At 69.3% G+C, this 22,318-nt stretch carries 20 protein-coding genes; 13 read left to right on the top strand and 7 right to left on the bottom strand.

Annotated features, from left to right (window positions below; translation table 11 throughout):
• The first annotated feature begins 19 nt into the window (after positions 1-19).
• The 6 genes from WMF27_RS31545 to WMF27_RS31520 all read left to right on the top strand — a co-directional run bounded on the left by WMF27_RS31545 (position 20) and on the right by WMF27_RS31520 (position 7,780).
• Positions 20-982, top strand: coding sequence for an NAD(P)H-binding protein (locus WMF27_RS31545; RefSeq protein ID WP_437765162.1), 963 nt, complete (start codon positions 20-22; stop codon positions 980-982).
• A gap of 392 nt (positions 983-1,374) precedes the next feature.
• Complete coding sequence (locus tag WMF27_RS31540; protein ID WP_437944548.1) at positions 1,375-2,508, top strand: DUF1566 domain-containing protein; 1,134 nt, start codon at positions 1,375-1,377, stop codon at positions 2,506-2,508.
• Between the two features lie 900 nt (positions 2,509-3,408).
• Entirely contained in the window at positions 3,409-4,977 is a 1,569-nt protein-coding gene (locus WMF27_RS31535; protein WP_437943218.1) for a hypothetical protein, read from the top strand.
• Between the two features lie 174 nt (positions 4,978-5,151).
• Positions 5,152-5,709, top strand: coding sequence for a hypothetical protein (locus tag WMF27_RS31530; protein ID WP_437765165.1), 558 nt, complete (start codon positions 5,152-5,154; stop codon positions 5,707-5,709).
• 461 nt (positions 5,710-6,170) lie between these two features.
• The gene (locus WMF27_RS31525) at positions 6,171-6,350 is read left to right on the top strand and encodes a hypothetical protein (RefSeq protein WP_437765166.1); all 180 of its coding nucleotides are present in this window, start codon (positions 6,171-6,173) and stop codon (positions 6,348-6,350) included.
• A gap of 662 nt (positions 6,351-7,012) precedes the next feature.
• A complete protein-coding gene (locus WMF27_RS31520; RefSeq protein ID WP_437765167.1) occupies positions 7,013-7,780 on the top strand; it encodes a hypothetical protein in 768 nt (255 codons plus the stop codon).
• Positions 7,781-8,133: 353 nt separating this feature from the next.
• Here the strand turns inward: WMF27_RS31520 and WMF27_RS31515 are convergent, their stop codons facing one another.
• Together WMF27_RS31515 and WMF27_RS31510 are read right to left on the bottom strand one after the other, a co-directional pair.
• Positions 8,134-10,335 carry a hypothetical protein gene (locus WMF27_RS31515; RefSeq protein WP_437765168.1) on the bottom strand — a complete coding sequence of 734 codons (2,202 nt, stop codon included), beginning with the start codon at positions 10,333-10,335 and terminating at the stop codon, positions 8,134-8,136.
• A gap of 177 nt (positions 10,336-10,512) precedes the next feature.
• Positions 10,513-10,872 (bottom strand): hypothetical protein, encoded by a 360-nt coding sequence (locus WMF27_RS31510; protein WP_437765169.1) that lies wholly within the window; start codon positions 10,870-10,872, stop codon positions 10,513-10,515.
• Positions 10,873-11,168: 296 nt separating this feature from the next.
• Between WMF27_RS31510 and WMF27_RS31505 the strand changes: the two genes are divergently transcribed.
• The 4 genes from WMF27_RS31505 (at position 11,169) to WMF27_RS31490 (ending at position 13,549) form a co-directional block, all read left to right on the top strand.
• On the top strand, positions 11,169-11,741 hold the full coding sequence (locus WMF27_RS31505; RefSeq protein ID WP_437765170.1) for a CAP domain-containing protein: 573 nt from the start codon (positions 11,169-11,171) through the stop codon (positions 11,739-11,741).
• A 433-nt stretch (positions 11,742-12,174) separates the two neighbouring features.
• Positions 12,175-12,774: a hypothetical protein gene (locus tag WMF27_RS31500; RefSeq protein ID WP_437765171.1), complete on the top strand. Its 600-nt coding sequence runs from the start codon at positions 12,175-12,177 to the stop codon at positions 12,772-12,774.
• A gap of 90 nt (positions 12,775-12,864) precedes the next feature.
• Complete coding sequence (locus WMF27_RS31495; RefSeq protein ID WP_437765172.1) at positions 12,865-13,188, top strand: hypothetical protein; 324 nt, start codon at positions 12,865-12,867, stop codon at positions 13,186-13,188.
• Between the two features lie 82 nt (positions 13,189-13,270).
• A complete protein-coding gene (locus WMF27_RS31490) occupies positions 13,271-13,549 on the top strand; it encodes a hypothetical protein (protein ID WP_437765173.1) in 279 nt (92 codons plus the stop codon).
• A 57-nt stretch (positions 13,550-13,606) separates the two neighbouring features.
• Here the strand turns inward: WMF27_RS31490 and WMF27_RS31485 are convergent, their stop codons facing one another.
• The 5 genes from WMF27_RS31485 to WMF27_RS31465 all read right to left on the bottom strand — a co-directional run bounded on the left by WMF27_RS31485 (position 13,607) and on the right by WMF27_RS31465 (position 19,695).
• Positions 13,607-14,245: a hypothetical protein gene (locus WMF27_RS31485; RefSeq protein ID WP_437765174.1), complete on the bottom strand. Its 639-nt coding sequence runs from the start codon at positions 14,243-14,245 to the stop codon at positions 13,607-13,609.
• The gene (locus tag WMF27_RS31480) at positions 14,242-14,892 is read right to left on the bottom strand and encodes a hypothetical protein (RefSeq protein ID WP_437765175.1); all 651 of its coding nucleotides are present in this window, start codon (positions 14,890-14,892) and stop codon (positions 14,242-14,244) included. The genes WMF27_RS31485 and WMF27_RS31480 overlap by 4 nt, the downstream gene beginning before the upstream one ends.
• A 395-nt stretch (positions 14,893-15,287) precedes the next feature.
• Complete coding sequence (locus tag WMF27_RS31475) at positions 15,288-16,865, bottom strand: hypothetical protein (protein ID WP_437765176.1); 1,578 nt, start codon at positions 16,863-16,865, stop codon at positions 15,288-15,290.
• 36 nt (positions 16,866-16,901) lie between these two features.
• Positions 16,902-18,485, bottom strand: a complete 1,584-nt coding sequence (locus WMF27_RS31470; RefSeq protein WP_437765177.1) for a hypothetical protein — start codon at positions 18,483-18,485, stop codon at positions 16,902-16,904.
• A gap of 67 nt (positions 18,486-18,552) precedes the next feature.
• Positions 18,553-19,695, bottom strand: a complete 1,143-nt coding sequence (locus tag WMF27_RS31465; RefSeq protein ID WP_437765178.1) for a PEGA domain-containing protein — start codon at positions 19,693-19,695, stop codon at positions 18,553-18,555.
• Positions 19,696-19,910: 215 nt separating this feature from the next.
• On the opposite strand from WMF27_RS31465, the gene WMF27_RS31460 reads away from it, so the two are divergent.
• The 3 genes from WMF27_RS31460 to WMF27_RS31450 all read left to right on the top strand — a co-directional run bounded on the left by WMF27_RS31460 (position 19,911) and on the right by WMF27_RS31450 (position 22,195).
• Positions 19,911-21,023 (top strand): RNA polymerase sigma factor, encoded by a 1,113-nt coding sequence (locus WMF27_RS31460; RefSeq protein ID WP_437765179.1) that lies wholly within the window; start codon positions 19,911-19,913, stop codon positions 21,021-21,023.
• A gap of 273 nt (positions 21,024-21,296) precedes the next feature.
• Positions 21,297-21,635, top strand: a complete 339-nt coding sequence (locus WMF27_RS31455) for a helix-turn-helix domain-containing protein (RefSeq protein ID WP_272096141.1) — start codon at positions 21,297-21,299, stop codon at positions 21,633-21,635.
• Positions 21,632-22,195: a sigma-70 family RNA polymerase sigma factor gene (locus WMF27_RS31450; RefSeq protein WP_437765180.1), complete on the top strand. Its 564-nt coding sequence runs from the start codon at positions 21,632-21,634 to the stop codon at positions 22,193-22,195. Before WMF27_RS31455 ends, WMF27_RS31450 begins: the two co-directional genes overlap by 4 nt.
• The last annotated feature ends 123 nt before the right edge of the window (positions 22,196-22,318 follow it).

Here is a 22,318-nt window from a genome sequence, read left to right as displayed (position 1 = left end):
GGACCGAGGAGAGGTTCCCATGTCGAAGCGCAGCGAAACGGAGAGCCCCAAGCACATCGTGGTCGTCGGCGCTGGCCAGATCGGCACGCCCCTGGTGGAGCAACTGGCCGCAGACGGCCACCGGGTCACGTGGTGCAGCCGCACGAAGCCCGCTTCGATGCCCATGGGCGTGGAGCACCGTTCGGTCGACGCTCGCGACGGCGAGGCGCTCGCGGAGATCGCGCGTGGTGCGCACGCCATGATCGCCGCGGTCAATCCCGCCACCTACGACGCCAACGTCTGGGCCGAGACCTTGCCTCCGCTCCATCGTGGCCTGATCGAGGGTGCAAGCCGTGCCGGTGTGCGCCTGGTGCTGCTCGACGCGCTCTACCTGTACACCTTGCGCGAGGGCCCGCTCTCGCCCGACACGCGCCATGCGGCCGAGACCGAGAAAGGTAAGATCCGCATGCAGATCGCCGACCTGTACACGGCAGCGCAGCGCGCGGGCATCTTGCGTGCGGTGATCTTCCGCGCCAGCGACTTCTGGGGGCCCGATCTCACCAGCGCCCTGCTCACGCGCGATGGCCTGCGCGGGCTCAAGAACGGGAAGCGCCCGATGCTGATCGGCAACCCCGACGCACCGCACGCCTTCACGCACCGCGACGACGTGGTGAACGGTCTCATCGAGCTGGCGTTCGCGGGCGACGACGTGGAGGGCGGGGTGTTTCATGCGCCGGTCATCCACGTGAGCCAGCGCGAGCTCGTGCAAGCGGTGGCCCATGCCATGCACGTGGCGGTGCGCCCGATCGTGGCCAAACGCTGGCTCTTGCGCGTGGCAGGCCTGTTCTCCAAGTCGGCGGGCGGCGTCGTGGAGATGCTGCCACAATGGGAACAACCTTACCTTGTGGACGACTCGAGTTACACCGGACGCTTCGGCACGCGGGCGATCACGCTCCAGGAGGGCGTTGCACAGCTGGCCAAGCTCACCCCGGCCCTGAGCTGACCCACGCGACCCCAGCCGAGGTGGCTGGACTCAGCGAACCGAGAAGAGCTCGAAGTCAGCCCACGCTCCGCCTGTGATCTTCAGCTCTCTGTGCTTCAGCGGATGGTTGTCTCGCGACAGGAGGCGCTCGCCCACCGTACACGCCAATCGATTGGAAATTGCCTCCTGCTCGTCGGACGTCAATTCTTCGAAAATCCGATCGAAGCGCAGCCATCACTCGTTTCTACCAGCCGCGCGCAATTTCGTCGATGAGCTCGTACAGTCGTACTGCACGAGTCAGGGACGGCTCCGGGAGTCTTGACTTTGCGGAACGCGTTTGCTCTTGCTATCCGCCAGAGAAATCGGCGTCGATTTCTACTTGAATGCGCCTTGCAATGGTTCAATCTACCTTGATGCCATCCGTTGATGAGAAGAAGAGAAGGCGAGGGCAGGGGCGGTTAATTTCCGCCCCTTTCCTTTTCTTGGGGTTCACACTCCTGGGCTGTGACAACTCGTTGGAGGCGAGTTCACCGAAAACCTGCGGGGAGAGTTGCAGTACCGATCAGGAACCGACCTCACCCGAGAGCCCTGACGGCACCGAGAACGACGGCACCGAGAACGACGGCACCGAGAACGACGGCACCGAGAACGACGGCACCGAGAACGACGGCACCGAGAACGACGGCACCGAGAACTGCTCCTCCTCCGATCCTGCTCTCTTCCAAATGGCGCGGTGGCCGATGCCCGGCTCGACCGGGGAAGACCATTCCGTTCAATATCGGGTGGACGAGGAGGTCACCCACGACCAGATCACCGGACTCGACTGGCAGCGGCAACTAGCGTCGGTTTCACTCACAGATGAGGATGCGGCGGAATATTGCGCTGAACTCAGCCTGGGCGGGCACTGTGATTGGCGACTGCCCACCCGAGTTGAAGGGGTCAGTTTGCTCGATCTACAGAGAAAGCCTCCTTCCTTCGACCCAGGGGCCTTTCCGGATATAGACGGTGAACTTGTACTTTGGTCGGGAAACCCTGAGCGGCTCTTTCGCCTTGGCAGTGATGGAAGCCTTCGTGTGCGATCGCCCACCATCGCGGGCCCGGACAGGGTGCGGTGCGTTCGCGGGGGAGGGGTCCCCGACAGCGACGGCAGTCGCTACGAGCTCACACCTGACTTGGCGCGGGACTTGGGCACCGGCCTCACTTGGACGCGAGCAACGAGCAAGCAAACTTACGCTGATGCCGCTTCGATGTGTGCAGGGTTGCAATTGGATGGGGGTGGTTTTCGAGTTCCCAGTTTGAAGGAGCTGCATACTCTCATCTTCGACTCAAAGCCAAATGGTCCATGGATCGACCAAAGCGCCTTTCCCAGCTTTCCAGCAGCGGTATCCGGGCATATCATTTTCTGGACCTCGTCGCTCGAGGCCACCGACTCGAATTCGGCTTGGATGCTCGACTTTGCCACCGGTACCGTCGAGGCGACCGCGGCCACGGCAAATTTTACCCTGAAGAGCACGCTGCACGTCCTCTGCGTCCGCTCGCGGCCGTAGCGCATAACGCAGGCGGCGACCCCGTGGTTGGGGCAACCTGACCCTGGTTCGCCTGTGGAAGGTAGATGAAACGATGGACCCGCTCGCGCGTGAGCTGAAACTCCGTCTCAGGGCAACAGACAGCTGTGACGCTGCATGGGAAGTCATTGCGGGAGCGTCTGATCCTGGGCAGCAAGGAGAAGCGATGGGCAGCCTTCTGCCCGACAACCAGCGTCTTGCTCTGGCTGCTGGATGCAGCCGTAGAGCAAGACGTGGATCTGATCGTGGGCTTGTTATCGGCCGCCGATCGGCAGGTGGTCAAGGCGCTGGCAGGCGCTCACCTCAAGAGCTGCGCCACCTGCGCCTTCGAGGCCGCCGCGGGAGGTAGAACCTGCTCACCGGGACGCGGCGAGGGCAGAGAGGGGTGTGCGCTGCTCGGACGTCGGCTCGAGCCGAGCCACGAGCGCGGTGGTCTCCAGCGCGCCGGGTCGCCTCCGGCGCCCTGCGCCCCGAACCCCAGTACGGCGGCCGCCGCGTCGGCGCTGGGTGAGCGGCCTGGAACGTCACCTGGCTCGTCGTCTGCCGGAAACCCTCGCCCTGGCGCCCTCCGCTCATGGCAGCGGCGGCAAAGCGTCCGGCGCCGCCAGGTTCAACCTGTCTGTCGCTCCCGGGCTGTTCCTGGTACAGGGTCATCCGCGGGTGAGGGAGGGTCCTGTGGTAGAACACGTCGGCCAGCCGAAATCTGTGCTCCGCAGGCCAACGGCACGTAGTATTCGCCTCGAATGAAGGCTTTCATGTCCACGTGCGCCCGAACCCCGCGCGCGGTTCCATCTTCCGCCTGCCGCGCGTGGATCGGTGTGCCCGATCGCGAGGGGCGTCCGGCGGGATCCGGCGCGATGCGCCGTGTCCTGGCGAAGGGCCATGCTCCCCGCTGAGCCGCTCGACGAGGCGCCCCTCACCGCCGGCGAGGCTCCCATCGGACAGCGGTCGACGCTGTTCCTCATCGTCTCCTACCGGCACCCCGACAGCGAGCAGGGCGCCTTCGATCTCGAGGCGTTCGAGCGCCGACTCCTCGCAGAAGGCAACTTTCGCCCGAAGCGCATCGACGATCCCACGCTGCTCCCGCACCTGAACGTCCAGGTGCAGGCCGGTCGCCTCCTCCGCGCTTACGAGCCCACGGCCACGCTCGGCAACCTGTTCGACCCGCGCGCGCGCTGGGTCTTCGAGCGCCCGCCGAAGCCGCAGCGGGCCGCCGCGCCTGCCTCGGCGGACGAAGCGGACGGGGACGAATCGAGGGCTCCGGTCCAGAAGAAGCCGTCCGAGAGGGGCAGAGATCCGGGCATGCCGTTCAAGGTCGTGGTCCCACCGCGGCTCTACGTGATCGAGACAGGCCACGTCTTCGTGGTGCTCGGCGTGCGCCCGACGACGCTCACGCTGGGCGCGTTCCAGGACTTCTACACGGCGGTCGTGCGGCGGGGGTACAACCACCTCTTGCCGGAGCGCATGCCCCGGCGGAAGGCGGGGCGAGACGGCGAGACGCGGCCGCACCCGCTCGTCGCCATGGCGGAGAAGGCCGCGATCAAGGGCACGACGCTGCGGGACTGGCTCACGCTGCTCGTGCCAGGCCTGCCCGTCGAGGCGCCGATCGGCAGCTGGCCAAACCCCATGGCGGTGAACGTCCTCTTCACGGAGGCGATGCCGGGCCCGGCGGATCGCTACCGCCTGCGGCTCTCGCACGGCAGCGATCAGCCGATCGAGCCCTCGCAGGAGGACTGCCGCATCGAGGGGCACAAGGCGATGTGGGAGCCCTCCGCGCGGGAGCTCTGCCTGTTCTCGCCCATCGGGGTGACATGGCTGCTCTGGCCGCTCGACCCGCCGGGACAGCTCGGGCAGTTCGACATGGCCGTGCTCGAACGGTATGTGTACAAATGGATCCTGGTCGAGCACGAGCGGCTCTTCCTCTTGAACCTGTCGAGCCAGTGCGCCCGCCTCTCGAGCCGTCCCGACGCGCGCGTCTTCGGTCGGATGCGGCTGTCGCTGCTCCAGTACACCGCGAGGTTCAGCGTCGGCCACATCAGCTCGGAGGAGCGGCACGATCGGTTCTACTGCGGCCTGCGCGCGGCGCTCGACATCGGGGGTCTCTTCGACGAGGTGAAGGCGGAGATCACCGAGATCGACGAGTACCTCTCGGACCGGCGGGCGGATCTCCTGAACCAGGTGCTCGCGTTCTTGACGCTGGTCCTCACGCCGGTCGGCCTGGTGATCGGGATCTTTCAGCGGGAGACGCTGCCCGCCTTCGATTTCGAGCTCGCGCGGCTCGCGATGCCGGGGGCATGGCCACTCTGGAGAGCGTGCCTCTTCCATGGGCCGCTGTGGCTCCTCGTCCTCTCGGCGGTGGCCGGGACGCTCGGCTTCGTCCGCCTCCTCGGGATAGGGACGCTGCGATCGCTCGTCGCCCGCGTGCTGCGCGGCAGGGGCGCGGACGACTGAGCGTCGCGCCGCCGGCGCATGGCTGGAATCGGGGACGAAACGAGAAAGTAGGATCTACCCATGGTTGAACGAGATGGTAATGGGCAGCTCTCAGAGGCGCTCGACAGCTCCGCTCAGGCTCAGGCGCTGGCGCGTGAGGTCCACGAGGATCGGCAGCTCACCATCGAGCCCTCCGTGCAGGCGCCGCTGCAGCGGCTCGAAGGCTCTGGCCCGCCGGGGATCGAGCCGCAGGACGATCCGATCGAGGCCGCGTTTCGTCGGGAGGTCGCTGAGCTGACTACGAAGTGTACGGGACAGACGTACTGGGACAGCGTGTTTGGCTTGCGCAGCGTGGAGGAGCTCTGGGCTCGTCATCTGGTGGGCATCGATGCTGGCGCCGACGACTTGACGCGGGAGGTGCAGCGCCGCGTACGGCAGGGGATCGAGCGGGCGCGCCTCGAGCAGGCCATCATCCATCTGGGTCGGGCCGAGGAGTGGCAATGGCAGCTCGGGTCCTGCGCGACGGGGAGCGGCGAGGGGCTCGCGTCGATGGCGCAGGTCAGGATGCTGCAGGCCAGTCGCGCGTGGCTGCACGGCGGCATCGCCCATCACCTCGGGCCAGGGGCTGAGGCGGCGAGCGCGGAGGCCCGGCGCCTCATCAGCGAGGTTCGGGCCGATCGAAACCAGATGGGGCGCCGGGAAGAACAGGCATTGCGCGACCTGGAAGCGTTCCTCGCCCGATCGGCGAAGTGAGACACGACGTCGCGGCGGCCACCTCGACTGCGCTGCTGGGATCGATTGACGGGGTTCGTTCATGGGGAATGAATAACTTACACGTAAAGTGCTCCATGCCCGGATGCGCAGCCGCACCCGGAGCTTGTCGAGGGGGGCCTTCATCTCGGCGTCCCGGTCGCTGCCGACCCCGATGCACCCGGTTTGCCAGATGCTGGAGAGTCCGTACATCGAAGAGGGCTGGCCCCGGCCCCGGACGGCCCGTGCGACCAATTGGCCGAGGGTTGGAAGGAGAATTCAATCTTGTTCGTGGTAGGTTCACGCATTGCGCGAGATCGCCCCTACGGGCACGACGGTCCTTCGGCGTGCCCATGGATGGGTCGAAACAGCGAGCCCCGTGCGGCGCAGAGCGCGCCATGGGGCGCATCGGGGTGCCGGAGGCACGCCACGGCGGCGGTCACCGCTGCTCGCGAAAGAACTCGATGCTTTGCCTCATCGCCTCCGGGACGGAGGTGAAATCCTGCGACATGGAGGCGATCGGGTTGCACATGGGGCAGCTTGGCCAGGGCGTCGGCGGCGGCGAGCACGTCGTCGACCTCGTGCGGTGGGCCCGCGAGCTCCTGGGGCAGCGCGCGGCACCTCCCGGCAGGCGAGCGCCGTGAGCGCCGTGAGCGCCGTGATGGGTCGAAGCCGAGGGCGCGTGATGAAGGGACATGTCCAAGCCATGATCTATATCAACCATGGTAGTTCGTGGCAGCCCCTCAGATGGGGCGCCATGTGGCGCACTTGTGCCCACATGCGCGGCGCCGTCCCGGGCGCTCGAAGGCCTCGTGATGGCGCATAGGAGATGAATGCGTCAATCGGGACAGCCGCAGGAACCACGAGGATAGCGTAACAGAAAGGAGCCAGGCGGACGGGCGGAGCGGGCTTTCATCAAAGCCTTTCCTTGTCATCCAGATGCTGGCGAGTCTGTACATCGAAGAGGGTTGGCGCCGAGGTGCAAGGCTTGCCCTCCGGTATCCGTCCTGTACGAGGACCAGCTGCATCCACGCCGGTCGAATGGCATGGAGCGCTGGAGACGCCATTGCGTCGTCCCAGACCGAACGCCTCGACGAGGCGCCCGTCCCCGCCGGCCCTGGCGTGCCAGTGCGACCAATTTGCGGAGGGGGGAAGGAGAATCCAATCCTGTTTGTGGTAGGTTCACGCATTGCGCGCCTGCCCGATCGACGATGCAGCTCCGCTCGCATCCTTCGGCGGAGCCGTCCTCGAGCGCCGCGTGGACACGCAGGTGAACATTCTCGTTGATGGGGGCCCGATGATACGGATGAAGATTTTTGGATTGTTGATGGCCGGCCTCTCGCTCTCGCTCGTGGCATGCGGCGATGGCGAGGGGAGCAATGGGGGCAAAGCCGACGACAACACCGGCGGCGGAAGCGACAGCGGCGGCGGAAGTGACACCGGCGGCCGGACCGATACCGGCGGCGGAAGCGACAGCGGCGGCGGAAGCGACACCGGTGGCGGGACCGATACCGGCGGCGGAAGCGACAGCGGCGGCGGAAGCGACAGCGGCGGCGGAAGCGATACCGGCGGCGGAAGCGACAGCGGCGGCGGAAGCGACAGCGGCGGCGGAAGCGATACCGGCGGCGGAAGCGATACCGGCGGTGGAAGCGACACCGGGGGCGGGACCGACACCGGCGGCGGGGATGCTCTCGACGGGGAGCAGCTCGGCGAGTTGACAGCCGCAGAGGCCCAGCAGGTGTGCGACGACGTCGCCGGGTCACTCGAGCTCTCGAAGGAGGACCTGTGCGACCTCGCCGGGGTGCTCGCCAGCGTCGTGGATGGAACGGACTGCGAGACCGCCAGGGCGGATTGCATCAGCGCTCCGGAGGCGCCCGAGTCGGCCGGTTCGTGTGACACGGCCGGCTTCGCGGGGTGCACCGCCACGGTCGCGGAGCTCAAGGCCTGCATGATCGCCACGGGCGACGCCTTCGAGGCGATCACGTGTGCGTCGTCCATCGACGACTTCTCGCCGCAACCCGCGGCGTGTGCGGCCGTCAACGTGAAATGCCCGGGGCTCCTCGTAGGCGCCTGAGCGCTCGTGAGATCGCCCCTGCGGGGACGGCGGTCCTTCGGCGTGCCCATGGACGCGCTGACCGGTCGCGTGATCTCGGCGCGCGATCTGCTTCCCAGGGAGCACGCGCAAGGACGGTGCTCTTCAACGCTCGGGGCTCCGGGTCGCCTGCGGCGCCCTGCGCCCCGAACCCCCAGGTCGGCGGCCGCCGCGTCGGCGCTGGGTGAGCGGCCTGGAACGTCGGTCCGCGGCGGTCCTGCCGGCGCGCGCGTCCGGGATCTACGCCGCGGCGATGCTGGGTTCGCTGGCGACCGCGATCCTGCCGTGGCGGCGCGAGTCCGCGCCCCGCGCCGCCCAGGCGTCTCACGATCGCGTCAAAGGGTCGTGATCGTCACGTCGTCGAAGCGCACGTCGCTCATCGCCCACGAGAACAGGGCGACCGAACCCCACGCGTACGTCACCTCGCTCGGCACCGCCAGCACCACCTGATCATTGACCTTGATCCGGTGCGTCGTCCCCTCGCGCTCGACCCGCACCGTCATCCATGCGTTCTGCGGCGGCACATAGCTCGTGTTGACCGCGAGCTCGGTGAAGACGCCGTTGTCCACCCGGACCAGGCGCGCGACGCTCAAGCTCGCGTCGAACATCACCCGATAATAACTCGAGCCGGTGTCGTTGATGGCGTACATGAGGCCGAAGCCGTCGGGGTCGCCCGCGTAGATCTTCGCCGAGAGCGCTCCCTGCCCGAAGGCCGTGTGGGGCGCGACGAGGTAGGTCCCGCGCATGTCGACAGCTCCGTCGGCCGCGGTCTGGGGGTAATCGAACGCGCTGCCCGTCTCGGTCGCCGCTCCGCCTGCCCCCCTCCAGCTCGGCGAGCTGTCGGTGATGCCCTCGTTGATCACGGTCCAGACGCTCGGCGCGACGCCTTGATCGAACGTCTCTCTGAAGGGGATGGTGCCCAGCTTGGCCACGTTGACCGAGCTCAGGTCCACGGTGACGACGGAGGCGGCCGCCTTCCCGCATGAGGTGGTCTTGATCTCCTCCCAGAGGACGTAATCGTGGGAGACCCAGGTGTGCCGCACCGACTGCAGGTTGACGTTCTCCACCGGGTAAAGCGACTGATCCTGGAGGTCCGCCGCGTAGATACCCTCGTATTCCTCCGTGAGCGTGCTCTTGGCGAGGTTGGGCAGGCCGTAGAGGCCGCCCCACGTGTCGTTGTGGAGGTCCTCCCATTTCTTGTAAGAATGCCCGCTCACCGAGGCCAGCTTGTATTGCCAGCCGAAGATCGACCCCGAGGAGAAATCGATCACGTCGAAGTCGTTCAAGGACTGAGAGGCCTGCTCGCTCACATCGAATCTGAAGCTCGTGGACGGCCCCTCGACGCCCACGCCCGCGCCGACCGAGAACCCGTTCGACGTGGTGAACGTCGAGGACTCGTTGGCCGAGTGGGGCCTGTGGGCGTAGGGCGAGAGCCCCCCCGACAGGGGACGAATCGAGTGCTGGAGGGTCTCCTGGAAGTAGCCGCGGTTGTTCCCCGAGTTCCACTTGAGCCCGCCGGGGTTGTACTGGGTGCCATTGCCCGCGAAGACGACGTATTTGCCCTCCGGCGCGTTGGAGGCGAGGAGCGTCACCGTGAAGTTGCGGTCGATGACGGAGCGCTGGCCGTCGTCGCCGCACTCCCAGTGGATGGAGGTGGGCGTCACGTTGTACGAGCGGTAGGTGCCCTCGGGCAGAGGCTCGGTCACGACCTGGGCGAGCGCGTAGGCCTTGTGGTCCGCGAGCAGGCCCTTGATCTCGGCGAGGAGCTCGCCCCGGGCAGGTAACGCCGTCTGCGCGACCTCGGACCTCGAGGCGAGCCGGGGCTTTGCGTCGATGGTGATGGGCTCGGCCTCGGGCGCCGTGTCGAACAGCGCGTCGAGCTCGGCCTCGCTCCTTTCGAGCTTCTTTCCGAGCTCGGCCCGCTCGTCCGCGGTCATCCGGGCGTACCTCGCCTTCGCGGAGGCCGGCAAGCGCACCGAGCTGTGCTCCTCGGTCTCCTCGCCGGTGACGTCGCCGAAGACGCGCACGTCGAAGCGCTGGCCGCCCGGGCTGGGCGCCGCGTAGACGACTTGCGCGGACATCCCGATGCCCAGCGCCAGCGCGACCTTCTCGGCGTCGCGCGCGTTCTCGAGGATCACAGGCACCCCCGCGAGGCGCGCTGCCCGGAGCACGGACGCGTAGGAGCGGATGTCGTCGGCGCTCGCGGCCTCGGCGTCGATGAGCACGGCGGACGCCTCTGCGAGGCGGCTCGCGGGGCTCGGATCCGCGATGAGGTCCGCCCGGAACCTCGACGGGGCGCCGTCCATGAGCTCCGCGAGCAGAGGGGCCTTTTCGCGTTGAATGGACGTGAGAGCGACGACAGGGCCCGTCGTGCCAGCGGCGGGCTTCGCGGCCGGGTCGCTCGGCTCCTCGGCGCCCGGCTCAGGGTCAAGGAAAGGATCCGCCTGGGTCTCTGGGGCAAGGCCCCCGCAGCCCGCGACGGCGAGGAGGGTGAGGGCCAGGGGAGAGAGGCGAGCCAGAAAGGTGAATCGTCGCATGGGGGTCCTCCCAGAACATTCGTTGCAGGGTGAGGTCGGACGCGCGGGCGGTGGGGGCGCCGATGCCCCTCGCTCCACGCGCCTCAAACCTTTTCCGTAAACGGAGAGGAAGACCCGACACGGGCTCCGTCGATTTCTGGATCGACCGAGCCCGCGCTCTCCGAGCCCCGCGGCGCGCTACGGAGGCTCGATCGCGATGGCATCCTGGGTGATGACATCCCGGACGCCGGCGTCCTGGTGGTGCGAGTTCTCCTGGAGGTTCGGAGGGCAGACTCCGTTCGAGCACGCGCAGACGGTCGGCGACGAGGCGCCGTCCGCGCTCGGGTCGAACCCGGCGGCCTCCTCGACGCCCGGCTCATCCTCGGGCGGGTCATGCGCGTAGGTGAAAGAAGCCGGATCGCTGCGCGAAGAAGTGTGGCGCGGCGAACCGAAGTGGCGGGACCGCGCGCGTCGCGACGCCTCGTTCCTGGGTCGAAAGAGCGGGCCCCGCGCGGCGCAGAGCGCGCCAAGGGGCGCATCGGGGTGCCGCAGGCACACGTCACCCTCCGGGCGTTGGTCTGGCCCGGGATGTTCTGGCGGCGATGGGGCGTCCCCGAGCGCCTTTCGGCGCAGCCGTGTGAAACCGCGGCGGGGTGGTGGGGGCATTTGCCCAGAGAGATGTCACATGAAGGCGGGAAGTCGGGAAAATCATTGATGATTTTCTTCCCGCCTTCCCGCCTTCATGTTCAAATGACCCCACCATCCGCGGCGGCGGGACGCTGGCCGCGAGCCGACACAGGAGCGAGAGCGGGTCCATGTTGCGGCGCGCGGCCGAGCTGTAGGACAATCGTTCCGTGAATGCGCTCGGCTCACGTCTCCACGGGTTCGCGCTGTTCTCCCTGATGCTCGCCCTCGCTGCCGGGTGCGGCAGCTCGCCCGACGACGCCGACGCCCCGGCGAGCGGCCCGGGCGACGACGAGCCGCCCCGGATGGTCGGGATGACGGCGGCCCACAACGCGGCGCGCGCCGCGGTCGACCCGCCCGCCGATCCGCCGCTGCCCCCGCTCTCGTGGTCGTCCGAGCTCGCCGCGGTGGCTCAGGCCCATGCCGATAAGTGTGTGTTCCGCCACAGCGCGAACGGCTACGGAGAGAACCTCTTCGCGACGTCGAGCGGCGCCTCACCCGCCCCCGAGAATGTCGTCGGCTCGTGGATCAGCGAGGCGGTCAGCTACGACCTCGCGAGCAACGCCTGCGGCGGCGCGACGTGCGGCCATTACACCCAGGTGGTCTGGGCCGACTCCCTGCGGCTCGGCTGCGGGATCGCCAGCTGTGAGGACGGCTCACCGTTCGAAGGGGTCAGCGCCTGGCAGTTCTGGGTGTGCACTTACGATCCTCCCGGCAACTTCGTCGGCCAGCGCCCCTACTGACCCGAGCGCGCAGCGCGCCCTGAGCCGCCCGCGTCGCGCCCGCGCGTAAGGTGTTCTATGTCAACCAGCGCGTGAGCATGGCTTGCCAATGAAGAGTCGCGGCATCTTCTTCGCGCCGATCGCGACAGGCGCGAACCGCCCATGGGTGAGCTCCGGGTCACGGGGAACGTGAACGGGCCCAAGGAGATTCCGGGTGATCAACGGAAATCCATGGAGCTCCGGAATCAACATATAGAAGAGGCAGTGACGGCGGCGGGCGCCGAGGGCATGGTCATCACGCCCTTCGGCGGAGCGGGGCGCTTGCGTATCGACGGTCATCCGATCGCTGGTTGATCACCCGAAGCGCGCCCCCTTGACCTGGCGTGCGCCGCCGCGTAACCATCGCCTCCGGTGGCTCCCGAGTGGAGCGTGGGTTCTCTAGGAGAAGATGGTTATGCAGATGTATTACTTGCTCCCACTCGTGTTGATGGCGGCCGCTTTCGCGTACTCGATGCACGTCCGCAAGAAGGCCATGGCCGAGGCCGCCAACATGACCCCGGAGCAGATCGAGCAAAAATTCAGCGACTTCTACGCCCCGTATTACGAGCTCCAGCCCGGCGAGCGCATCATCGGCAACTGGAGCGGCGTCGAGTACCAGGCGCCCGCCGGCACGGCCCGCCGCATCGCCGGCGGAGTCCTCAACGCCGCATCTGCCGCCGTGATCGGCGTCTCCAGCTACGTTCCCAACGTTCACGTCGGCCTCACCAACAGCGGCCGCGTCCTCGTCTCTCGCGAGTACAGCGACTTCGGCAAACGCGGCAACTACAAGCACCTCGTCGCCTTCGAACAGGGCACCCGCGCCTTCAACCAGGACGCGACGTATCCCGGCCAAGACATCGGCCCCCGCCCCGGCAACCCTTTCAACCCTCTCGTGAGCCTCGAGTTCATCCAGCTCCGTTCGCCGAGCGGCGAGACATACGAAGCGTGGCTGTCCCCGCAGGGCAGCCGCCACGGCCAGCACGGATTCAGCTCGATCTTGCAGTCGCTCGGTTGAGCGCAGCGAGCGGGGCGACGCTGACCAAACCACTCATCCCTGCCAGTTTGCCGCCTCATGGGGCCACCTGACGGCCTTTTTTGCAGGGTCATGGGGCCACCCCAAACGCAGGAGGATGGGGCCACCCGCGCGGGGGCGCTGCGGCGGCTCGTGCGGCCGGGCGGCGAGCTCATCGCGCTCCTCAACCAGAGCGTCTTCGACGACCGGCCGTATGCGGCGCGGCTCGAGCTCCCCGAGCTGTCGGACGCGCGGAGCGAGGACGCGCTGCGCCCGGCCTACCACGCCGCGGGGGTCGAGCTCCGGGAGAGCGCGCTCGTGGAGGGGGACATGCCGCACCGGACGAGCTGGGGCCAGCACCTCACGCTCGCGTCGGGCCGGCGGACCCGCCTGCTCACGGCCGAGGCGATCGGCTGAGGGGAGCATTCCTCTGCACGCCGGGGGCATCTTCTGGTACGGCGACCTGCTCTACGTCGCCGACACCAACAACGGCTTTCGCGTGTTCCGCCTCGACGACATCATGCAGGTCTCGACGGCGGCCGCGTGCGCCGCGACCGCCTCGGCCGCCTTCCTCGGGGGGCCCGCCGTCGCCGCCCTGCCCGGCCTCGGATGTCTCGATCTCGCTATCGCGCACGGTCAGCTTGGCATGAAGCGCGATGATGCCGATCGACGGATAGCCGTTCTCGCCACCTCGGCCGCCTCGATCGGATCGCCTCCGCCGCCGAGCCCCCCAGCGCCGGTTTCTCCGGAGGTCCAGGTAGCGCTCTCCGTGAGGTGAACGCTGCTGTTCACGCGCGCGACGGCGACGCCTGCGCGCGACACCTGGCCCTTAGAGTCAGTTTCCGGCCGGCTCATCAACATTTCCGCCGAGCATGCGCGTCACCCAGGGCGGAGGAGGCTTTCCACGCACTGAGATCTTTCCATCTGGCTCAAGCTCGATGGAGGTCCCCCGGAAGATTGGGGGAAGGGGTTGCCCGAATGCGGCAGCGTCCGAACGCGGCCCGGCAACTGGTCTGGAGTACCATCCGATCTGTCGATCAGGAAACTTTCGCCCGATAATCAGTCCGTCGCCGTCGGCCGGCCATTCGTCGGGTTCATAGATGCCGATCGTTCCATCCGTGCGCCGGACGATCACGGCCTCGGCATCGCTCTCCAACAGCTCACGATTGCGTCTGACCTCTGGAGACTCAAATTCTTGAGGATTGGGGGTAGACGCGTCAGGGACGTCATCCGGCGCGGGCGCGGGAGCCCGCATGCTGGTGGCCATGCAGATAGCCAGTTGCACCTTCGTGGAGGCAAGCTCAGTGCGTTCAGCGTTGCAGTCATGGACGGCGGGCGCCGTGTCAGGCGCGGGTGATGCGCTCGCGACCGTTTGGGCTCTAGGTGCATTGCGCGGCACTGCGCGTCCGATGAAGGCGCCGGCGATGCCGGCAATAAGTGCGAGCGCAAGGGCGATGTGGCGAGGAATCGTCATGGTGCATCTCCCCGCTTCGGCTTCACCCTTCCGCCAACCATGCGCTGCACGACAGGATCAGCAGGCTCGCCATTGACCATGACCGTTCCGTCAGGCGCAGTCTCGATGATGGGCTCGATGAAATCGGACGACGCGGAGAAGGTGTGGAATGCGGCAGGATCCGAGCGTGGTCCGGCATCGGGCCCAGAATACCATCCGATGTCTCCGCTTGGTGACTTTCTCGCGACGATTATTCCGTCACCGTCGATAGGCCACTCGTCGGCTCGATAGACACCGGTCCTCCCGTCATGATGTTGCACGATCACGGCCTCGGGATAGGTCTTCAAGAGCTTGCGATTTCGCTGGATCTCGTCGGCTCTCGACCTGCGTTGCGGGTCTGTGGGTTCGGACGGCTCGGGAACGCCGGACGGTTCAGTCTCGGAAAAGCGCGTGTCGAATGCCATGCAGATAGCCAGTTGCGCTTTGGTCGACACGAGCTCGGCGCGTTCGGCCTTGCAGTTATGGCCGGCAGGCGTCGCGACCGAAGGCGCGGATGACGTGCTCGGCGCCGCTTGGGCGTCGGGCGCATCGTGCGGCATGGCGCGTCCGATGAAGGCGCCGACAACGCCGGCAATGAGTATGAGTGCAACCGAGCTGCGAATTGTCATGGCGCATCTCACGGCTACATCGGACAGCCTGGGGGCACAGGCTGGCAAGCTTCATGGTCCTGATTTGGCCACTCCTGGGGAATGATGCCAATCTGGCACGGCGTCAAGAACGTGAATGGATCGGCTTGTGCATTCCGAACTTGGCTATGGTTTTCTCGCTGAAGCGCGGCGTCAATGGTGATCTGGGGCACGCAAATGTCCTTGCGTTGCCTTCCCGCCCCGTGCCCGTGCTCCCAAGGTAGGTTTGCGCTCCTGGGCGGAGTACGCGCGGCGCGCGCTCGACGGAGTGCGTCGACGTCACCAGGGCCGCGGCGTCCGCGCTGGCGGTCGTCTGGACGGATCTCGGCGTCGCTGTCGAGGTGGCGGCGGCAGCGCGCCTGGACGCAGGTGGATCGCTATGGCGAGAAGCGCATTGTCTCGGCGGAGAAGCCGTCGCTGCCTCGGTTCGCCTTGTCGCGCGTCTCGTCGAACACATCCGCGATGCCGCCCGGCCCCCCATCGCCGATCTCGAACGTGACGCGATCCAGGGCGAGCTGCTCGTCGTCGGCATAGGCGATGCCGATCGAGGGCCCGCCGGAGCCCCCGCCGCCGTAGCCGCCCGTGCCGCCCCGGCCGCCGTAGCCGCCTCGGCAGGCGTGTTCGCCGAGCATGGGCGGACCCAGCCCCGGCGGGCCTCCTTGCACGCCTTGCCCGCCCCTCTGCCCTTCGCCCCCCCGGCCTCCGGCGCCGCCCCGGCCCGTGATGACGCGCGTTTCCCGCAGGGTCAGCTTGCTGCCCGCGTGGACGAAGATCGCGATGCTCGCGCCGCCCGCGCCGCCGCCGCGGCCGCCCGTGCCGCCGCAGCCGCCGCCGCCGCCCGAGCCGCCCGACGCGCCGCCCAGCGCCGCGCTGCCGCAGGCGCTCCGGCCACCCGGCGCGCCGCCGCCGCCGCCGCCCCCCTGGCCGGGCGCTCCCGTGCCGCCCTGGCGGCCGGGCACACCTTCCCACCCGGCCTCGGTGAGGCGTCCACCCTGGCCGGCTGCGCCGGGCTCGCCCGGCGCGCCGTCTCCTCCACGGCGGCCGTCCGCGCACGGGGTGCTGTCCTTCGCGCCCGCGCCGCCCAGGCCCGCGTCGCTGGGGTTCGGGGCCGTCAGCGGCTTGCCGTCCTGGGCATCGCCGCCGCGGTCAGGGAAGCCGTCGCCCCCTTTGCCGCCCGTCGAGACCAGATCGCCGCAAACGGTCCTCACTGCGGGCGCGCCGGCCACCGTGGCGGCCGAGCACGCGTCCCTGCCGATCGCTCCGATCTCGCCGTACGATCCCGCTGGGGCGAAGTACACCGCGTCCTCGCCGTCTTCGCCTTGCTGCGCGCCGGTCGCCTGGATCACGCTCCGAAGCACCTCCACGACCGCGCCCGGCTGGAGCCTCATCGCGACGGCAGAGAGGGCCGGCGCCCGCTCCAATCCGAGCGTGCCCGCCACAAGCACGTCCGCGATCGTGGATACGCCGTCGGTGGCCACTTCGCCGTCGCCCTGCGCTGCCACCACGGTGAGCGGGGCGGCCTCGGCCAACTGTGGCCGGATCGATGCTATCAACTGGGGGCTCAACGTGTTCAAGGTGTGCTTCCATCCCGCCCAGCAATCGAAGCCACCCCACAAATCGATGCCGGAGGGCAACGTGACGGCATCGAGGAAAGGCTCGGTGCAGGCGAACACCCGCCCCCGTGCACGCGGCGCGAGCGCGATCGCGCGGGCGAGCGTCTTCACCGGCTTCTCCATCGTGCCGGGATTGCCGTCGTCCCCTTGTGTCGTGCTCGCGAACACCCCGCAGCCGTCTTCCACGCGCAGCGCGGCGAGGCCCTCGAGACACGCCTCCTCCGAGGGCTCGGCGCCGCAGGTACCCCCCTCCGCGCACGGTGGGGCGGACGTCTCCGCACCGCACCCCAGGGCGGCCGGAGAGGACAGCAGAAGAACCCATGCGGCGGCTGTGATCTTCATGATCCTCTCTCCCTGGTCATCCCCGTGCGAAATCCGTCATCGGGGTGGCACGACCAGCTCGGGAAAATCCCAGAGGCGGGCAAACATGCCGCTTTCCCCCCTGGCTTCTTGCCCGCTCGGATCGCCTCCGAAGCCACCGGCACCGGGCGCTCCGAAGCCCCACGTAGCACTTTCCGTGAAGTGAATGCTGCTGTTCACGCGTCCAACAGCGACGGAAACGCCTCCGAGCCCTCCGCCGCCATGGCCGCCTTTACCTCCGGCGCCACCCCGACCCCCTTCGCATGCATAGTAGGCTTCGGGTGCGATAGCGCCACGGGGGCCCTCAGGCCCACCCTTGCCACCGTCTTGCCCCGTCCCTCCGTTGCCGCCGCGACCCCCATCGCCCGTGACGATGTCGGTCTTGTCCACCATGACGTGCGCATGCAGCGCGATGATCCCGAAGCTGCCACCCCCGTAGCCACCGCCTCGGCCGCCGCGCCCCCCGCAGCCGCCGCCCCCGCCCGAGCCGCCGGACGGTCCGCCCTGCGGATCCATGGCGCGGCACTTCCCGTTCGGTCCGACGCCGCCCCCGCCGCCGCCCCCCTGGCCGATCTCCCCGTTCTTGCCGTCCCGCCCCGAGAAGCCCTGCCAGCCGTGGGCGCTGATACTTCCGTACTTGAGCGGCTCGTCCACGCCCGTCCCTCCTCCGACCCCGTGCGCGCCGGACGCCCCAGCGCCGCCGTTCTCGCCGGGCGTGCAGGTCACCGGTCCGCCCTTTCCCCCTTCGCCGTTGTCGACTGAGTCAGGCTCCGGCGCCGGTCCGCCCTGCTCGCCGTCGCCGCCCGCAGCGACGTCGCCGTCGCCGCCTTCGCCGCCGATGGACGTCGTCCCGTCCTCGCACACGGTCATCGCCAGCGGAGCGCCCTCGGTCCGGTCCGCCAAGCACCCGCCCGCGCCTGGATGGCCATGCGCCCCATCCGGCGCCCGCCATGCTTGGGGCGCGCTCTCCCCGTCCGCCCCATCCGCGCCGTTCCCCGCCAGGATCTCGCTCGACACCACCTCCACCGCGGCGCCCTCGCGCACGATCATCCCGATGGCCGACCCGCTCGGCCGCACCGCGTCCGCCGCCACGAGCCGCACGCCGAACACAGCCGACGTCATGCTCGCCTCGCGCGCCTCCACGACGAGCGGCACCCGCTCCGGCGCCGGCGCGATCCCGGTGAAGCGGCCCTTGCCGCCCCAGGCCCACGCCGCCGTGGCGCAGTCCCGGCCACCCCAGAGCTCGACGCCCGACGGCAGCGTGACCGCCTCCGCGAAGTCCTCCGCGCACGCGTACACCCGCCGCGTCCCCCCGGGCACCGACGCCTTCTCCACCGCGCGCTGCAGCGTCCTGACGGGCGCTCCCCTCGTCCCGTCGCTCGCGTCGTTTCCACCCCGCGAGACGAACACCCCGCACCCGTTCTTCGCCGGGCTCGTCGCGGGATCGCCGTCGCATGGCGAGGCCGGGGACGACGGCTCCGGGGGCGGCGGCTCATCGCACGTCTGCTCTTCCCAGCAATGGTCCCCCCCGTACATGCTGCACCCCGCGACGGCGCTGGCGCCGCACGCGCACAGCGCGGCGACCGCGAGCGAAACCGACACCCTCCGCGCCGCCCGAGCCCACCTCATCGCCGCCTCCAAGCCCTCCATCCGGCCCCCGCAAGCCCTTTCACCACGCCCCGAACGCCACCACGCCGACCTGCTGCGCCGTCGTCACCGGGACGAGACGCAGCCCGCTCCGCGCCGGCGTCGATCGCAGGAACGAGAGGTCCACGAAGAAGGACGCGGCGGTCACGGCGCCGACCACGGCCCCCGTCGCGACCAGGGCGGTCCCGACGACGCCGGACCGATCGCGCTGCTCGCGCATCCAGCGTAGCTCCGGGCACGCCGAGGGCTGCGGCGCTTCGCGGCACGCGCCCGAGGTCCACGCCGGATCGCGGTGGAGGCCGTCGATGCGCTCGCGGAGATCCCCGTCGAGGCGGTTCGCCCGGAGCATGAAGACCGCCCCCGCCGACACGGCGGCCGTCGTGACCGCGATGCCCGTGATCCGCAGCGTCCCCGGCCATGACGCCCAGGGCCCCGGCGCCGCCTCAGGGGCGGCCGAGGCCGCCGCCGGCGTGATCGGCTCGCTCCGCGCCGCGCCCGGATCCGGCGCGCGCGCGGGCGCGTCGGCCGCGCGCGCGGGCGCGTCGGCCGCGCGCGCGGGCGCGTCGGCCGCGCGCACGAGCTGCAGCGCTGCGCTGACCGTCTCCCCCGCATCGACCTCGACCCGCTGCGAGCCCTCCCCGTGCCCGGACAGCCGGGCCCGGAGCGTGTACGTCCCCGGCGCGACGAACAGCTCGTGGACCGTGGCGCCCGTGCCGACGGGCTCCCCGTCGAGGAGGATCTCGGCGTCGGGCGGGGAGGCCGCCACGTAGATCCTGCCGACGTGCTCGATCGCCCTGTTGAACGCACGCGTGAACCTGTCGAGGAGCGCGCGACTCAGCGCGGCGTCCTGCTCGAGGCTCTTCCCCAGGTGCTCGGCGGCCTCCCGGTGCTTGCCCTGCTCCAGCTCGCAAAGCCCGAGATAGCCGAGCACCTCGGCCCGCTGCACCGCGGTCATTCCGGCGTCGGGCGCCGCCAGGACGGCTTCGAAGCTCGCTTCCGCCTCGGTCCACTTCCGTGCGCCGAAGGCAATCCGGGCCTTCTGGCGCGCCTTCATCGCTGCCGCGCTCTCGGTCGCCAGCGCAGGTGCAGCGCGCGCGAGCCCGATGCCGCTGCCCAGCACGCCGAGAAGGCAAATCCCGGACAGGGCCGAGCGCAAGAGCGTCACGCGGCCCACGTTATCAACGAGCCTGTCAGCCCAGCAAGCGCGCTTGGATACCGAGCGCGGCTTTTTTGCATGATAAATCAGACGTCGCCTGCGCAATGATTCCACGGAGCCGTGGCCTTCTCGTTATCCCTCTGCGAACGCACCTTCGCGCACCGTTCTTCGTCGCACCGGTCGATTGGGTCACCTCTTTTCGCGCCTGAAGCATCTGGACGTGCATGGATGTGAGCACCTCGGCGAGCCCGGCCGTCGCAGCCCCTGGCCCGCTTGCTTCCGACCGCTTCCGCCGGCTCGCGCGCGCCATGCGCGTGCCGGCTCAGGACGTCGACGACGTACTCCAGGACGCGTGGCTTCGCATCCTGGAGAACCGCGCGCGCATCGGCCTGGTGAGGGACGCCGCGGCGTATGTGGACCAGCTCGTCAGAAACGTGGTGCGCAGCAGCCGGCGGCGATCGCGCCGCCGGCACGAGGTGATCGCACCCCTCCAGGACGAGGATCCTTCGGACGAGCGGCCGGGCCCGGAAGCCTCCTTGATCGCCCGCCAGCGGGCTTCCGTCCTCTGGCGCTTCATCGACAAGCTCGACGACGCACGTCGCACGGTCTTCATCGAGCACGAGCTCCTGGGCCGGACGCTCGCCGAGATCGCCGGGGCGCACGCGCTCCCCGAGAACACCGTCAAGTCACGGCTCGCTGCCGCCTGGGACAGGATCGAGCAGGAGGTAGGGCGCTGGCAGGCGGCGCAGCACCGGCGCAGGCAGCCTGCGGTGCCGTGCTTCGTGCCCTTCTTCTCCGGTGCCTGGCTTCACGACGCCTTGCGCGGGCTTCGCCGGTTCAGGCTGCATGGGACGGCGGCAGCGGGGCTCGTGCTCGGGGCGGGCGCTGCCTGGCCCGGCCCAGCGGCTGGCTTCGCCGAAGCGTCGCTGCTCGCGGCCTCGGGGCGCGCGCAGCCCGCGCTCGAGATGCCGGCGGCGCCTGCTGACCAGCGCGGCGTGGGGCCGGGCCGACCCGAGAGCGCGATCCGGCGAGAGGCCGTCACGGCCTCCGCCGTGTCCGCCCATCAGGGCAGCACCACGACGGCTCGCGTGGTCTCCGCCGCGGGCAAGGTGTCGCCCCGGGCGCACTCCGGCGCGGCGCATGCTCGGATCGATCCGATGCTCGCGCGCGCGCGAGCGATGCTCGAGCTCGGGACCACCGAGGGACAGCTCTCGGCGTGCCGTCTCCTGCACGAGCACCGCGAGCGTCGTGGTCGCGGAGAGCACGCCGCGGACCGCGACGCGCTCCTCCGGCGGGTTCGCTGCGAGCGCCACGGGTCGATCGGGGCGCAGAGGTGATCGCGTCGCGCGTGTCTCGAGATCGAAGAGCTGGGCAAGCCGATCGCCGGCCGCTTCAAGAGCCTGTCGATTGGCGGATCGGTCGAGTCTGAGGGGAGGCTGCTGGGCAGCCCTGCCGGCAACGGAAACGGGTGGTGCCCTAATTGGGCTTCCGCTGCCCTAGTTTGACTCCGGACCTCGCATGAGCGGCTAAGTTCTGCCGGAAGTAGTGCAGCCCGCGGTGATTGGCGTCGCCCGGGCAGCGTGGCCGAACCCCGATCCACGAGGTCCGACATGCTGACCGTAGTCCGTTCGCCTTCGGGCGAGCAAGAAGGCGAAGGTGCGCCCAAGCGCCGCCGCCTCTGCGTCACCCGTTCCCTCTCCGACGTCGAGCGCATGCGGCTCCGCGCCGCCCTCCGCAACCTGCGCGGCCTGTACGGCACCTGGGCCTGCTTGGCCGAGGTCATGGGCATGCAGCCCCGCACGCTTCGCGCGATCGCCTCGGGCAAGTACGCCGGGTCGCCCGGCACCGCCATGCGTGCCGCACGTGCGGCTGGAACCACCATCGAGCGGCTCTTGGGCCGCCCCGTGGCCGCCGATCGCTGCCCGAACTGCGGCCGAGGTGCCCCATGACCTGGCGGGGCCCGCACGTTGGCCCCGCTCGCGTCCTGAACATCGCCGAGATCGCCGCGCAGGAGCCGTTCATCCGGAGCGTCCTGCGCGGCCTCGGTGTGCCCGCCGTCGACGTTGGCGACGTGCTCCAGGACGTGATGCTCGGTGCATGGGCGAGCTCCCAGGCCGGGCGCTACAGACCGGACCCTGTGCGCGAGCCCCTGGACGCGCTCAAGCGCTGGCTCTTCGGCGTGTGCAGGTTCCACTGCACCCACTACCACGAGCGGGCGTTCCGACGTCGGGAGGTACCGGTCGCCGACCCGTGGGCGGCCACGGGCGAGGAGCGCGTCGACCCCTGGCACGTCGGCGAACGCATCGACGCTGCCGAGGCGCTCATGGCGATCGCTGCGATGCCGCTCTGGGCCCGCGAAGAGCTCGTCTTGGCCGCGCTCGGCCACGGCGGCACCGAGATCGCGGACATACTGGGCATCCCGCTCGGGACGGCGGGCAGTCGCCTGCGGCTCGCACGGGCCCGCCTCGCTCGCAAGCTCCGAAGGCGCCGAGGAACAAGCCCGCCCTGACCAAAGCGGATCTGACCCACGTCTCGGAGAAGCTGCGCATCTTCGATGCCTGCCGCGGTGGGTGCCCGTGGAACCGCGACCGGCTTTGGGCCGCCGCGCTCGACGCCCAGATGAGCGCGAGAA

Origin of the sequence: Sorangium sp. So ce281 (assembly GCF_051527395.1) — a bacterium.
In the GTDB taxonomy this organism is placed as follows: Bacteria; Myxococcota_A; Polyangia; order Polyangiales; family Polyangiaceae; genus Sorangium; species Sorangium cellulosum_B.
Note: the sequence above shows the minus strand (reverse complement) of the source record. Positions and strands in the feature narration are given on the sequence as shown.

Bases quoted from the DNA above. Each gene is read 5' to 3' on its own strand.
- WMF27_RS31545 (WP_437765162.1), top strand. From the start codon at position 20: ATGTCGAAGCGCAGCGAAACGGAGAGCCCCAAGCACATCGTGGTCGTC.
- WMF27_RS31535 (WP_437943218.1), top strand. From the start codon at position 3,409: ATGCTCCCCGCTGAGCCGCTCGACGAGGCGCCCCTCACCGCCGGCGAG.
- WMF27_RS31475 (WP_437765176.1), bottom strand. From the start codon at position 16,865: ATGAAGATCACAGCCGCCGCATGGGTTCTTCTGCTGTCCTCTCCGGCC.
- WMF27_RS31450 (WP_437765180.1), top strand. From the start codon at position 21,632: ATGACCTGGCGGGGCCCGCACGTTGGCCCCGCTCGCGTCCTGAACATC.
- WMF27_RS31455 (WP_272096141.1), top strand. From the start codon at position 21,297: ATGCTGACCGTAGTCCGTTCGCCTTCGGGCGAGCAAGAAGGCGAAGGT.
- WMF27_RS31540 (WP_437944548.1), top strand. From the start codon at position 1,375: ATGCCATCCGTTGATGAGAAGAAGAGAAGGCGAGGGCAGGGGCGGTTA.
- WMF27_RS31520 (WP_437765167.1), top strand. From the start codon at position 7,013: ATGAAGATTTTTGGATTGTTGATGGCCGGCCTCTCGCTCTCGCTCGTG.
- WMF27_RS31480 (WP_437765175.1), bottom strand. From the start codon at position 14,892: ATGACAATTCGCAGCTCGGTTGCACTCATACTCATTGCCGGCGTTGTC.
- WMF27_RS31460 (WP_437765179.1), top strand. From the start codon at position 19,911: ATGGATGTGAGCACCTCGGCGAGCCCGGCCGTCGCAGCCCCTGGCCCG.
- WMF27_RS31500 (WP_437765171.1), top strand. From the start codon at position 12,175: ATGCAGATGTATTACTTGCTCCCACTCGTGTTGATGGCGGCCGCTTTC.
- WMF27_RS31495 (WP_437765172.1), top strand. From the start codon at position 12,865: ATGGGGCCACCCCAAACGCAGGAGGATGGGGCCACCCGCGCGGGGGCG.
- WMF27_RS31515 (WP_437765168.1), bottom strand. From the start codon at position 10,335: ATGCGACGATTCACCTTTCTGGCTCGCCTCTCTCCCCTGGCCCTCACC.
- WMF27_RS31525 (WP_437765166.1), top strand. From the start codon at position 6,171: ATGCTTTGCCTCATCGCCTCCGGGACGGAGGTGAAATCCTGCGACATG.
- WMF27_RS31485 (WP_437765174.1), bottom strand. From the start codon at position 14,245: ATGACGATTCCTCGCCACATCGCCCTTGCGCTCGCACTTATTGCCGGC.